Annotated in this window: 10 protein-coding genes and 1 tRNA gene; 2 read left to right on the forward strand and 9 right to left on the reverse strand. The window is 31.6% G+C overall.

What is annotated here, in order from left to right:
* Nucleotides 1-122, reverse strand: a 122-nt coding sequence (locus SOR77_RS04045; RefSeq protein WP_320635930.1) for a TetR family transcriptional regulator, incomplete at its 3' end; no start/stop codon positions are given.
* Nucleotides 123-217: 95 nt separating this feature from the next.
* Here SOR77_RS04045 and SOR77_RS10230 point away from each other — a divergent pair.
* Entirely contained in the window at nt 218-409 is a 192-nt protein-coding gene (locus SOR77_RS10230) for a transposase (RefSeq protein ID WP_414153385.1), read from the forward strand.
* A 183-nt stretch (nt 410-592) separates the two neighbouring features.
* On the opposite strand, the gene argS is transcribed toward SOR77_RS10230, so the two are convergent.
* From argS to SOR77_RS04080, 7 genes are all read right to left on the reverse strand, one after another.
* Nucleotides 593-2,299, reverse strand: coding sequence for an arginine--tRNA ligase (gene argS / locus SOR77_RS04050; protein ID WP_320635902.1), 1,707 nt, complete (start codon nt 2,297-2,299; stop codon nt 593-595).
* A gap of 10 nt (nt 2,300-2,309) precedes the next feature.
* Complete coding sequence (locus SOR77_RS04055) at nt 2,310-4,679, reverse strand: endonuclease MutS2 (RefSeq protein WP_320635903.1); 2,370 nt, start codon at nt 4,677-4,679, stop codon at nt 2,310-2,312.
* Nucleotides 4,672-7,017 carry a U32 family peptidase gene (locus tag SOR77_RS04060; RefSeq protein ID WP_320635904.1) on the reverse strand — a complete coding sequence of 782 codons (2,346 nt, stop codon included), beginning with the start codon at nt 7,015-7,017 and terminating at the stop codon, nt 4,672-4,674. Before SOR77_RS04060 ends, SOR77_RS04055 begins: the two co-directional genes overlap by 8 nt.
* Nucleotides 7,007-7,546, reverse strand: a complete 540-nt coding sequence (locus SOR77_RS04065) for a cell division protein ZapA (RefSeq protein WP_320635905.1) — start codon at nt 7,544-7,546, stop codon at nt 7,007-7,009. Before SOR77_RS04065 ends, SOR77_RS04060 begins: the two co-directional genes overlap by 11 nt.
* A gap of 10 nt (nt 7,547-7,556) precedes the next feature.
* On the reverse strand, nt 7,557-9,941 hold the full coding sequence (gene pheT / locus SOR77_RS04070; RefSeq protein WP_320635906.1) for a phenylalanine--tRNA ligase subunit beta: 2,385 nt from the start codon (nt 9,939-9,941) through the stop codon (nt 7,557-7,559).
* A gap of 12 nt (nt 9,942-9,953) precedes the next feature.
* Nucleotides 9,954-10,976, reverse strand: a complete 1,023-nt coding sequence (pheS, locus tag SOR77_RS04075) for a phenylalanine--tRNA ligase subunit alpha (RefSeq protein WP_320635907.1) — start codon at nt 10,974-10,976, stop codon at nt 9,954-9,956.
* 151 nt (nt 10,977-11,127) lie between these two features.
* On the reverse strand, nt 11,128-12,528 hold the full coding sequence (locus SOR77_RS04080) for a uracil-xanthine permease family protein (RefSeq protein WP_320635908.1): 1,401 nt from the start codon (nt 12,526-12,528) through the stop codon (nt 11,128-11,130).
* A gap of 478 nt (nt 12,529-13,006) precedes the next feature.
* On the opposite strand from SOR77_RS04080, the gene SOR77_RS04085 reads away from it, so the two are divergent.
* Nucleotides 13,007-13,080: transfer RNA gene (locus SOR77_RS04085), tRNA-Cys, on the forward strand.
* 92 nt (nt 13,081-13,172) lie between these two features.
* On the opposite strand, the gene SOR77_RS04090 is transcribed toward SOR77_RS04085, so the two are convergent.
* On the reverse strand, nt 13,173-14,516 hold the full coding sequence (locus SOR77_RS04090; RefSeq protein ID WP_320635909.1) for a butyryl-CoA:acetate CoA-transferase: 1,344 nt from the start codon (nt 14,514-14,516) through the stop codon (nt 13,173-13,175).
* Between the last annotated feature and the right edge of the window lie 77 nt (nt 14,517-14,593).

A 14,593-nucleotide genomic window follows, 5' to 3' on the forward strand; every position in this document is an offset into this window, starting at 1 on the left:
GGTATATTCGCTTCTTTTGCAATTTCTGTTAATTTGGCACCTCTATAATCCTTTTTATAAAATACTTTTTCTGCTGCTTCGAGTATTCTATTTCTGACTTCTTCTTTTAATACTTGTGCCATAGCACACCTCTTTCTATTCTAATACTGAATTTATATTTAATAATAAATTATAATTCAATATTTGTCAAGATAATTGTACCTAAAATGGTAGAATTATAAAGGAATTTAGTTCTTGTATTACTGCTTTTAATAATTGGTTTGATGAGATATGTAATTCTTTTGATTATCCTTGGTCTAATGGTCCTCTTGAAGGCACTCATACTAAGATAAAGACTTTAAAAAGAAATTGTTTTGGTATGAAAAATTTTAATTTATTTAGAAAGCGAATTATGCTTTCTTGTAAATAATTGGTAAAAAAATATGAAAATTTTTGAAAACTCCTAGGAGTTTTGTTTTCTATGCTTATTTTTAGTGGTTTTTGGTTTATTTTGGTTTAGGATTTATTTTAGCTGCTATGTGTTGATTTTTAAATAATAAGAGAGGCTCGTATTAATGAGCCTCTCCAATATTTTACATGGAGTCTTTTTAACTTACATTTTATTCGGAGCTTCTATTCCTAAAAGTCCAAGTCCTGATTTAATGACTGTTTTTACTGCATATGCAAGCATAAGTCTTTGTCCTTTTAACTTTGAGTCTTCTACTAATATTTGAGTAGAGTTATAATACTTGTTAAATTCTTTTGCAACTTCTGTTATATGTCTTGTTATAAAGTATGGTTCATACTTTTCATGCGCGTCTATAACTACATTTGAGAAATTATAGATGAGTCTTAATAAATTTATTTCAGATTCTTCTTTTAATAAATTGTCTTCTACATTAATTGGTTCAAAGTTTCCCCTTTCAAGAATCGAGTTTATTCTTGCATGAGTGTATTGAACATAAGGTCCAGTCTCCCCTTCAAATGAAAGAGTGTTCTCCCAATCGAAAGTATAGTCCTTTATTCTTTGATTGAAAAGTTCTTGGAATTTGATAGCCCCCACCCCTACTTGCTTAGCAAGTTTTTCTTTATCATCAATATTTTGACCTTTTTCTTTTTCACGATTGTTCAAAATTTCCATTACTTTTTCTATTGATTTATTTAATAAATCTTCAAGATAAACTACATTACCTCTTCTTGTTGAAAGAGTTCCTTCTTGTAGAGAAACCATTCCAAATGGAACGTGAACTATCTTTTCAAACCAATCATATCCCATCTTTTCTAATACATATTTTAATTGTTTAAAATGTAATATTTGTTGAGAGCCTACAACGTATATAATTTTTTCAGGGTTGTGTTCGTTTTGTCTGTATACAGCCGTTGCTATATCTCTTGTAAGATATATTGTTGAACCATCACTTTTTATAACTAGTGCTGGCGGTATATTGTGTTCATCTAAATTTACTATCTTAGCTCCATTAGAAATTTCTAAAATACCTTTTCCTTCCATTACTTCAACTTCTCTAGCCATCTTGTCCGAATAAAAAGATTCGCCCATATAAAAATCAAAATCCACATCTAAAATCTTATATACTCTCTCGAACTCTTCCATTGAAACTTCTCTTATCCATTTCCAAAGTTCAACAGCTTTTTTATTTCCATCTTCAAGTTCTTTAAACCAATATCTACATTCATTTAATAATTCTTCGTTATTTTCAGTTTCTTGGTTTATTTTAACGTACAATTTTAAAAGTTCAGGTATAGGATTTTTTTCTATTTCTTCTCTATTCCCCCATTTTTCAATTGCAACTATAAGCTTCCCAAATTGCGTTCCATAATCTCCCAAGTGGTTATATGAAGTTACATTATAGCCTAAAAATTTGTAAATTCTTTTTAATGAATCTCCAATAATTGTAGTTCTTATATGTCCTATGTGAAATGGTTTAGCAATATTGGGAGAAGAATATTCTATTATTACATCTTTTCCTTTACCAACATTTACTCTACCAAATTCTTCTTTTTCCTGTTCAACAGTATTTAAAACTTCTTTGACAAGTTTATTTTTATCTATAAAGAAATTTATATAAGCAGCTTTTGACTCAACCCTTTCCAATAAGTCACTATTAATCGACTCCGCAACCTCTGCTGCTATTATATTTGGGTTCTTTCTATATACTTTTGCAAGAGAGAATACCGGAAAAGCATAATCTCCCATATCATAGCTTGGTGGTATTTCTATCAAAGAAAAAATTTTCTCATAATCTAGACTGTCAATTTTTTCTGCAAGTATATTAGCTATTTCAGCTTTAAAATTTAGCATATTTACTCCTTTAGTTTTTAAATTCCACTACTGTAGCACCATATCCCCCTTGATTACTTGGCGCATCCTCATAGTGCTTTACGCATTTATTTTTCCTTAAATAATCTCTTATTTTTTCTCTAAGTACTCCCGTACCTTTCCCGTGAATTATTCTAATTTCTTTAATCCCAGACAAATAGGCATCATCTATATACTTATCTACAATAACTCTCGCATCTTCAAAGTTATTACCTCTTATATCAATTTCAGTCTTAATATATTTACTCTTCTTATCTATTATATTCCTTGTCTTCGTCTTTTGAACTTCTTTTTCAACATTAGTTTTAATTAATGTCTCAAGAGGTAATTTCATCTTCAACATACCCATTTGAACTAGTACTTGATTTTTTGAATCAGGTAACTCCAGCACTACGCCTTCAGAGTTTAAAGAAGTAGCCCTTACAGTTTCTCCTACCTTTAATTCTCCTATAACTTCATCAGCTTTTTCAAGTACAAATTCATTCTTTTTCTGAGCAGATTTAAAACTTTCTCTGTATAAATCTTGAGCTTCTTGTAATTTTCTCGCTTGAGCAGAATTCATTTGTTCTCTCAACTCAGAAAGTTCATTGATTACAAGTTCCATGTTTTCTCTTGTAGTAAGCACCAATCTATTAGCTTCTTCTCTAGCCTTTTCTAAAACTTTCTCTCGCTCTTGATTTAACTTTTCAATTTCTTTTTTTAGTTTCTCATTTTTCTTTTTATATTCTAAACTTTCGATTTCAGCAGCTTGTTTATACTCTTCAATTCTTGTTCTATCTTTTTCTATAGAAGATAAAACTTCTTCAAATTCAATATTATCTTCTGAAATCATCTTCTTAGCATCTCTGATTATTATATCCGGTAACCCAAGTTTACGAGAAATTTCAAAAGCATTACTCTTCCCCGGAACACCTATCAAAAGTTTGTACGTTGGAGAAAGTGTATCTACATTAAACTCCATCGAAGCATTCTGCACCCCATCAGTTGAAAGAGCATAGAGCTTCAGCTGATTATAGTGAGTTGTAGATATACATCTTATCTTTCTTCTCAACATAAAATCCATTATAGATCTTGCCAAAGCAGCACCTTCAGTAGGGTCTGTTCCAGCTCCAAGTTCATCGAATATAACTAAACTCTTAGGTGTTATTTCCTTTAAAATTTCCACTATGTTTACCATATGAGATGAAAATGTTGATAAGGATTGCTCTATACTTTGCTCGTCACCAATATCAGCTAAAACTTTGTCAAAAATGGCAATTTCTGAATCTTCCATTGTAGGAATGTGCAATCCATATTGTGCCATCAATGTCAAAAGTCCCAAGGTTTTTATAGATACGGTCTTACCACCTGTGTTAGGCCCTGTTATTATTAGTGATGTAAATTCTCTACCTAAACTAATATTTATTGGAACTACTTTTTTCTTATCCAATAAAGGATGTCTAGCAGATTTTAAATTTACATAACCTCTATCGTTTATAATAGGCTTTCTTCCATCATACTCAAGCGATAGTTTACCTTTAGCAAATATAAAATCAATATCTCTTAATAAATCTTGATTCAACAAGATTTCATGCCTAACATCATCTACCTTTTTTGAAATTTCTTGTAATATTCTTTCAATTTCTTCTCGTTCTTCTACTTCAAGAGACCTCAATTCATTATTTATGTTTACAACTGCAAGTGGTTCTATATAAACTGTTTGTTTACTCGAACTCACATCATGAACAATTCCCTTTACCTTAGATTTGTGTTCATTTTTAACAGGTATTACATATCTCCCCTCACGAATAGTCACTATTGCATCTTGTAAATATTCGCTCCCAGAATAAATAATAGAACTAAGCCTTTCTCTTATGCTGTCTTTTTTCTTAGCTATTTGTCTTCTTATACTAGATAATTTTTGTGATGCTGAGTCAGCAATTTCATTTTCAGATATTATCGCATCAGCAATTGTATCCTCTATCTTTTTAAAAGCCACCAATCCATCAGCATAATTTACCAATATTTCAGATTGTAAATCAGAATCATCAGGTGCTAGATAAGTCTTTAAGTATCTTGAAACTCTTAAGAAATCTCCAACTTTTATCAACTGTCCAGCTGTAAGATAGCCTCCTATTTCAAGTCTTTTCATATATCCCGACATTTCATATATTCCAAAAAGAGGCGGTTCACCTCTTTTTATTATATAATCTACAGCTTCTGTAGTTTCTTTAAGCCTTTGCACCACTTCTATCTTATCCATGGATATTTTAACTTCATCAGCATATTTAACAGCTAATTCAGATGACATCATAGCTTTTAATTTTTCTATTATTTTGTCAAATTCTAAAACTCTATAAGATTTTAAAATAGGTTCATCCATTTAGAACCCCCCTGTTATAATGTCCATAAGTTATATTCCCGTATTTATTAATCAAATTGTTTTTTACTGTCTTATCTTCAAAATCTTTTCTATTTAAAATATTTTTGTATAACTCAATAGTTTTATAAATGTCTTCTCTTAAATTTAATTTAAAACTTCCTATACCATAATCCATGTAAGTTTTTATTTTATCAGACAACATGATAGGATGAGAATTAAATATTTCGGAAATATTAGAGTTTCTTTCAACTAAAAATTTCTCTCCCCTAGCATCTTCTAGATAAAATCCTTTTGAATATTTACAAGCTTTACAGTTAGAATCTATTGAACAACCAAGATTAACCGACATAGGACAATGAACCATTGTCATAACTGGTAACAATCCATGGGAAACTACTTCTATATACTCTCCATAATCTTTTGCTATTTCCCTTATCAGTTCCTTGTTAAGTTCTGGAGAAAGACAAATTCTTGTAAAACCCATTTCTAATAAATTACTTATCGTAACCTTGTTAAACACATTTAGCCCTATATCAGCTACTTTATCTATAGATAAATCTTTTAAAAGAGATATTTGAGATAAATTATTTAAATACACTTCGCCAAAAACTTCTGTAGACTTTAAAATTTTCAAGGACTCTTCAAGTTCCCTTGTAGATTGAAATTTTTGAAATACTCCGCTCAATTTTATATTTTCTTTAATGGTTAATTCTTCAAGTTCCCTATTAAATCTATCAATTGGAATGCATACTTTAAGCCCATCAAAATTTTTTATCTTTTTTAAATCTTCTAAAGAATAAACCTCTACAGATAAATTCTTTTCATTTTTCTTTTCAGGCTTATATAAAGTATAATTTATCTTCTCAAAATTTCTATCATATAAATATTTTTTATCTAAATTTTCTAATGCAACTCTTCTCAAATTATTTATCTCCGATATTGGAATAAAAATATTGTCATCAATCTCTAATTTTAAATCTATTAGATTATATACTGTTCCACCAAATTTAGAGATATTTTCTGCTATCTTATCTCTTGAAACACCTTTCTTTTGCGCTTTTTCCACAATATACTCAGATTCATATTCAACAGTAAAATCATCTGTACTTAACTTGATATTAGGATGCTGACCAATTTTAAACCTTACTTCTATTGAAATATCTCTGTACTTGATATCTCTGTTTAAATTTTCTTTTATAGCTCTATCTAAATCTTCAGAATAATTTCTATATATTTTCGCCGTAGCATTTAATTTTTTTAATAGGCTCCATCTATTAACGCCTTTTGGATAATCTTTTTCTGCTCTAAATCCAAAACTTTTGTTTTTATCAAATATTTCAATCCCATCTCCACAAGAAATTGAATCAAATAATTCTACTTCAGCAAAATCTCTACCTACATTTAAAACTTTCCCTATCTCTCTACCTCTGTTACTTGGTTTTTCAATAGTTATAAAGTCTTTGCCAAATTCTCCAAATGCAAGTCCCGAAGTAAATCCTCTACTAAAAATTTGTTCAACATTATCTTTGTCAATCTTTGTTAGTGTATTATCTATTGCCTTTCTATATGAGCTGACAACTTGATATACATATTCAGGATTTTTCATTCTTCCTTCAATTTTTAAAGAAAAAATCCCATTCTCGACAAGTGTATCCAATGTGTTTAGAGAATTTAGGTCCTTAGGAGAAAGATAATACTTACTTTCACACTCTCTTCCGTCCAAGCCTATTATCTTATATCTCTTTCTACAAGCCTGTGCACAATCTCCACGATTGCCGGATCTTCCGCCTATCATGGAACTCATCAAACACTCTCCCGAAAAAGATACACACAATGCTCCATGTACAAAACCTTCAACATCTAAGTTTGTATTATTGCTAACCGAACTCATATCTTCAAGACAAGTTTCTCTTGCCAATACCACTCTTTTAAAGCCAAACTCTTCTACAGTCTTAGCCCCATACAGATTATTTATTGCCATTTGAGTACTTGCATGAACTTCTATAGGCAAATTGCTTTTTGCAATTGTAATTCCAAAGCCCATATCTTGTACTATTATTCCATCAACTCCAATTTCATTTAAATATTCAACCAATTTAAATGCTTCATCTATTTCACTATCGAGCAACAAAATATTAGCTGTCACATAGATTTTAACGCCTCTTAAGTGAGCATATTCTACAGCAGCCTTGACTTCTTCTCTATTAAAATTAAAAGCTTTTGCTCTTGCACTAAATTTATCAGTTCCCAAATAAATGGCATCAGCCCCGGCTTTGACTGCGGAAATTAAGCTTTCCATGCCACCTGCCGGAGCTAATAATTCAACTCTATCTATCATTTAAACTTTCAATCTCTCTATTCAAATCTATAATTCTCTTTTGAGACTCAAATATCTGTTCTTCCAAAGAATTCTTTTCAGATTTTATTTTTTCAATTTCATCTGTAAACTCTTTAATCTTCAAATTAAACTGTTTTGAGTCTTCCCTAAGCTTTTGATTTTCATTTATTAAAGAATCATAATCCTTTTGTTTTTTGTCATATCTATCTTTTAATTTTTCATTTTCAGCACTTAACGAAGCTAATTTAGTTTTTAACTCTTCAAGTTCATTTAAAGTATTAAGGTTCTTTTCTTCATTAGATCCTTCTTGTATACTATTGATTTTATCTGCTTCTCTATCCTTTTCTTCAAGAATATTTAAAGCAGTTAAAATTAGTGCTTGAACTTGGTTTAGCCTGTAGTTAGAATTTTGTACCGTCTTAATTCTCTTGTCTAAGTCATCGGCAAATTTTCTAACTTTTTCTTCTTCTCCTCCAACCACATAGAAGTTCATATCATCTATTTGAACTTTTACTTTTCCACTGCTCATATATTCCTCCTTAAGCTCTTAAAGTAGCACCAAATTTATCTTCGATTGACTTTATAATCTTGTCAGTAATTTCACTTACTTCAGTTTCTACCAGTGTCTTGTCTAAAGACCTAAAAATAAGCGAGAATGCAATTGATTTTTTATCAGCTCCAAGAGTTTCTGACCTATATATATCAAACACTTTGAATTCTTCAAGTAAATCAGAACCATTTTCTCTTGCTATTTTTTCTATTTCATAAGCCGGAACTTCATTGTCCATAATAAATGCCAAGTCTCTCTTCACAGATGGATATTTTGGAATTTCTTTAAATAGATAATTTTCTTTAGTAAAATTTAAAAGTTTATAAAAATCTAGTTCTGCTACGTAACATTTCTTTTTAATATCATAATTTTCAAGAACTATAGGGTGAACTTCTCCAAAGAATCCTATACTTTCACCTTCAACAATAAGTTCTGCAGAAACTCCAGGATGTAAAAATTCTGTCTTAGCTCTCTTCAACTCAAATTTTTCAATCCCAATTTGCCATAGAGCTCTTCTTATAACCTCTTTTAAGAAATAGAAATCTCCTAAATCATAAAAACCTATTGACAATTTAGTTACTTCTGTAGGCAATTCTTGACCTTCTTTTGGAATAAAAGTATTTCCAAATTCAAATCCTGCTACATTTAAATTTCCTCTATGAGCATTGTATGAAAGAACCTCCATCATATTCGATGTAAGTGTAGTTCTCATAATGCTGTATTCTTCTCCAAGAGGATTTATTATTTTTACAACATTTCTAAGTTCATCTTCTTCATGTAAATTCAATTTATCGAAGTTTTTAGGACTTACAAATGAATAAGTCATAAACTCATTAAATCCAAGTGACAAGAGAACATTTTTAACTCTTCTCTCAAGCAATCTAAGCTCAGACCTCCCGCCAACTGAAAGGCTGCCTTCAAGTGGTTTAGCTTTTATGTTGTGGTATCCATATATTCTTGCTATTTCCTCAATTAAATCTTCTTCTATCTCAAGGTCTAATCTAAAAGTAGGAATTGTAGCTGTAAGTTCTTCTCCTTCAACTTCAGTTTCAATAAATAATCTATTTAAAATTTTAGAAACTTCTTCAGTAGTAAACTCCATTCCTATAAGCTTATTAACTTTTGAAGTTCTAAGTTTTATTTTTTTCTCTTCAACCTTTTCAGGATAGATATCAAATTCTCCTGCTATAACATTTGCAAATCCAATTTCCTCAGCAAGTTCACAAACTCTTTGAACTGCCAGTTTAGCAGATGTGATATCAACACCTTTTTCAAATCTTGAAGATGCTTCACTTCTCAAACCAAGTCTTTTTGAAGTCTTTCTGATAGAAGCTTTATCAAAATTAGCACCTTCAAGTAAAACTCTCTTAGTAGTAGGTTTTATTTCAGAATAAAAACCTCCCATAATTCCAGCAAGACCTATGGCTTTTTCTCCGTCAGTTATTACAATATCTTCTGATTTTAAAGTCCTATCTTCTCCATCTAAAGTTTTTAAAATTTCATCATCCTTAGCTTGTCTAACAACTATCTTCTTTGATTTCAAATCATCCAAATCATAAGCATGAAGAGGTTGACCGTATTCAAGCATTACAAAATTAGTCAAGTCGACTATGTTGTTTATAGGTCTGACTCCTGCAGCTACAAGGTGATTTTGTAACCAAAGAGGAGATGGTTTTATCTCAACATCTTTTAAAACCTTAGCATAAAATCTCTTACAATTTTCAGTTTCAATTGTGACGCTTTCAAAATATTCACTAATATCTTCAACTTCATTTTTTATTTGAGGTTTTTCAAGCTTAAGAGGTATATCAAAAGTTGCGCTAGTTTCTCTTGCCATTCCTATTATAGAAAGGCAATCCGGTCTATTTGGGGTTATTTCAAATTCTATAATTTCTCCATCTAATCCCAAAGCTTCTATTGCTGAAATACCTATTTCTGTTTGCTCATCAAAAATATATATCCCGTCTTTAGCTTCTTTTGAAATAACAGATTGGTCGTATCCAAGTTCTTCTAAAGAACATAACATACCATTTGACTCAACGCCTCTTAATTCACCTTTTTCTATTTTGACTCCACCCGCTAAATTAGCTCCGGATAAAGCCACTGGCACTACAGCTCCCTCAAATACATTTTGAGCTCCTGTAACTATTTGGATTATTTCATCTTTAACATCTAATTGACAAACAACAAGTTTATCTGCGTCCGGGTGTTTTTCAATTTTTAAAATCTTTCCAACTACTACTTTTGATAAATTTTCAGCTCTGTTGACTATAGACTCTACATGAGAACCCGTTAAACTCAACTCGTCTGCAACTTTCTTAATATCTAAATCTATATCTATATAATCACTTAACCATTTAACCGGTAAAAACATTTAAAGCCTCCACTAAAATTGATTCAAGAATCTATTGTCATTTTCAAATAACAATCTTATATCGTTCAACTTGTACTTTATCATTGCTATTCTGTCTATTCCCATTCCAAATGCAAATCCAGAATATTTTTCAGGATCAATACCACAATTTCTAAGCACATTTGGATGTACCATACCACAACCTAAAAGTTCCATAGACCAGCCGGTATTGTGACAACTTGGGCAACCTTTACCACCGCATACAGTACATGTTACATCAACTTCAGCTGAAGGTTCAGTAAATGGGAAATAGTGTGGTCTAAATCTTGTCTTTATTTCATCTCCAAATAGTGTCTTAACGAATATATTTAGTGTTTCAAATAGATTTGCCATAGAAATTTTTTCATCTATAATAAGTCCTTCTAATTGATGAAACATAGGAGAGTGTGTAGCATCCACTTCATCAGACCTAAAAACTCTTCCTGAACAAACCATTCTAAGGGGTGCTCCATATTCTTTCATAGCTCTTATTTGAACCGGTGATGTTTGAGTTCTTAAAACTGTCTTATCATCGATGTAAAAAGTATCTGATAAATCTCTTGAAGGGTGATCCATCGGAGCATTTAAAAGATCAAAGTTATTTGCAACAGACTCTATTTCAGGACCGTCTATAACCATAAACCCCATACTTATAAATAAATCTTCAAGCTCTTCAATAGTCTTTATAAGAGGATGTTCATGCCCCACTAAAAGAGGTTCTTTATTTAAAGTTATATCTATTCTTTCACTTTCTAATTTTTCTAGCAATTCTTTATTTTTTAATGTACTAATTTTATCTTGTAAGCTATTTTCTATTTCAGTTCTCACCTCATTAGCGAGTGCTCCTATAATAGGTCTTTCCTCTGCAGAAAGCTTACCCATTTCTTTCATTACCGCAGTGATTTCACCTTTTTTACCAAGATATTTAACTCTCAATCGGTCCAACACTTTTAAATCTTGAATTTCATTCAATTCACTTTGGACTCTTGCTTTTATTTCTAATAATTTTTCTTTCATTACATCCTCCGATCAATTGTACCTATCACTGTATTATAGCATTTTCAAGCATACATATCAATTTAAGCTAAATAAGGGTCTATAATTCAAACATAAAATTAAAATATGAAATAAAATAAGCAGCGGACTTTGCCACTGCTCACTTAATTTTTTAATTGTCGCCTTCTTTAACCATTTGTTCAGCCATTTTTTTGTCCTCTTTTGTTGGAGGGAATATTATGTTTGCAAGAATAGAAATTATACAAACACAAGCAACAGTATCTTTAAATATGAATTGGAACATTGGAGGAAGCCCTACAAGTGCTTCTGGGTGAGATCCAAGTCCAAGACCTAACCCAAATGTAATTCCTAAAACAATTATATTTCTATCGCTAAATCCAGCTTTAGTAATCATCTTAATACCATTAATCATGATCATAGAAAATACAGTTATAACAGCTCCCCCTAAAACACTGTTAGGCATAATGTTAAATAACATACCCACTTTAGGAAGGAAAGCTGAAGCCATAAGAACAAAAGCTCCCATAGCAACGCACCATTTATTTACTACTTTAGTCATAGCAACTATGCCGGCATTTTGACCAAAAGCTGTATTAGGAAGTGCGTTGAAAAGAACTGCAACTGTTGAACCAAGCGCATCCGCTAAAATAGCTCCTGAAGTTTCTTCAGCTGTTGCTTCTCTGTTGAACCCTGCAATTGTTATACCATTTGAGTTGCCTATTGTTTCAAGACCAGAAACAATATAAATTGTAGCAAAACTTATTACAGCTCCTATAGGGAATTTCAATTCCCATGGTTTGATTATAGGAAGTGGAGCTCCAACTACATTGGCATTCATTACAGGCGTGAAATCAACTTTACCAATAAATGCAGCTACTATGTATCCGATTATTAATCCAACAAGTATAGAAGATATTTTCCACATTCCCTTTCCAAATCTTTGTAAGAAAGTGATTACAAAAAATACTAAAAATCCTAAAGCTAAGTTTTTAGCTGATCCAAAATCTTCAGCACCTACTCCACCTGCGAAATAATTTACACCGACTCCTAAAAGTTTTACACCCATGGTGATAAGTACACTACCTACAACTAGAGGTGGGAATAGCCCTTTTACTTGTTTATAGAATAAACCTATTATTACTTCTACCATACTTCCCAAACAAGCAGCTCCTAATACTACTGAAAGTGCATATTCAGGTCCAAAACTAGAATACTCTCCTCCAATTGAAGCCGCTGTAGACACAAACGCAAAAGATGTTCCCATAACTATAGGAAGACCTGCCCCTATTTGAAATTTACCTATCTTAATTGGATAAAGTTGAATAAATGTTGTAAGCCCTGAAACAAACATAGCACATTGAATCATTCTCAAACTCAGTTCAGTGCCATTTAATCCCAAAACACCTATTAATATTAAAACTGGCGCTAAATTCCCTGCAAACATTGCAAGTACGTGTTGAAAACCAATAGGAAATGCAACTTTTAGACTTGGTTTTCCATCTAACTGGTAGATAAGCTCTTTATCGCTTAATCTGTTTACGTTTTTTTCCATAACTCTCTCCTAATCTTAATTCAATTTATCTCGAGAAAAGCCTTTGCCGTATATCAAATTCAATACATTTATAATAGCGTGATAAAATATTATCTACTTAATATTTAGCAAATCCACACAACCTATCAAATCTAACGCATAACACATAGGATGCCTTGAATATGTAAAAGCTTTTCCTTCGACTTCAATAATTTTTTCACTTTACCATCGGTAAAATGTCCTAAAGTTAAAAAACATATGTCCCTAGCTCAAATTACGATCATGCATTTAAGTACTATACAAAACCTTAACTACTCGGAACGTTGAAAACGTATGTCATCTTTAGAAAATATTTTCATTTACTTCGTTATTATACAATTTTTTTTCATATTTTACAACATTAATTTTGATAAAGTGTTTTCTAAGTGAAGTAAATTAATAAAATGAAAATTTCTTCTTGAAAAATATCTCAAAACATGTTAACATTATTAAAGTATTCGGCGACATAGCCAAGTGGTAAGGCACGGGTCTGCAACACCCTTATCGCCAGTTCGAATCTGGCTGTCGCCTCCATAAAAACAAGCACAATGTTAACATTGTGCTTGTTTTGCTTATTATATTCTTTTTAGGTATTAAATTTTAAAAGCGACCAATGGTCGCTTTAATTATTTTCTATTTGATTTTCTCCAAATTCCAGCTTTTTCAGCTTGCTTTATCAAGTCTTCTCTAAATTCAGGAGAAGCTAAGTTGATAATTCCTTCAGCTCTTTCCCAGGTTGATTTCCCCTTACAGTTAAAAATTCCGTGCTCAGTTACAATATAGTGTGTGTTAGGTCTTGCTGCAGTTATAATTGTTCCTGGTTCAAAATTCAATACAATTCTTGATTCTTCTTTATCTTCTTTCTTGTTATAGAATTTAGATGAGAGACAGATAAAACTCTTTCCACCTTTGGATAAATAAGCTCCAAGTACAAAGTCAAGTTGTCCTCCAGCTCCTGAGATATGTCTAAATCCGGATGACTCAGAAGAAACTTGTCCAAATAAATCTACATTTACTGCATTATTTATAGAAACAAAGTTGTCTAACTGAGCGATAACTCTTGCATCATTTGTATATCCAACTGTTGAAGCCATACAAGATGGGTTATTGTCTACAAAATCATATAATTTTTTAGTACCTGCTGCAAATGCGTAAGTTTGTCTATATCTATCTATATTTTTTTTAGCTCCTGTAATTTTCCCTGCGTTTACAAGGTCTACAAAAGCATCTACTAACATCTCTGTATGAACCCCTAAATCTTTTAAGTCACTTTTTGCCAATAGAGAACCTACGGCATTAGGCATACCTCCTATGCCAAGTTGTATACAACTTCCATCTACCATTTCTCCAACTATAAGTTCTGCAACTTTTCTATCTACATCACCGAAAGATCCAGCTGGAAGCTCTTTAATATCAGGATTTTCACCTTCTACTATATAATCAACTTCAGAAATATGAACTACATTTTCAACTCCGCCTAATGCTATAGGTAAGTTTTCATTTATTTCTACAATTACTAAATCAGCAACTTCAATGGCTGCCTTTAGATGAGATGCATTCAACCCAAAGTTGAAATATCCGTGCTTATCCATAGGTGTTGTTACAAGATAGGCAATATTTAAGTCAATGTTTTCTCTATACCATCTTGGCAGTTCTGAATATCTAAGTGGCGCATAAAATCCTGCATCAGTTTTATTGATTCTGTTTCTGTCATTTCCACCTGCATGCCATGTTTTCCAAATAAAAGCATTCCCTTCAGGGTCTGCATTAAAAATTTCAGGAACTCCCATCAAAACTCCACCCATTACAACTACGTTTTCAAGTTCTCCTGCACGTTTAGCAAGTGCCTTGTCTATTGCAACTGGAGTTTGAGCTGCCCAAGCAAAATCAATAGTATCTCCGCTTTTAACAAATGAAGCTGCTTTTTCAGCGGAAATTAGTTTATCTTGATATTCTTTTTTTAAATCCATAAAATCCCCCGTTAAATTAAAATTAAATGTTTTCCTTAAACTATTTTCTTTATACCCTTATATACAATATAAATTTC

This window comes from Peptoniphilus sp. (assembly GCF_034090345.1).
Classification (GTDB): Bacteria; Bacillota; Clostridia; order Tissierellales; family Peptoniphilaceae; genus Peptoniphilus.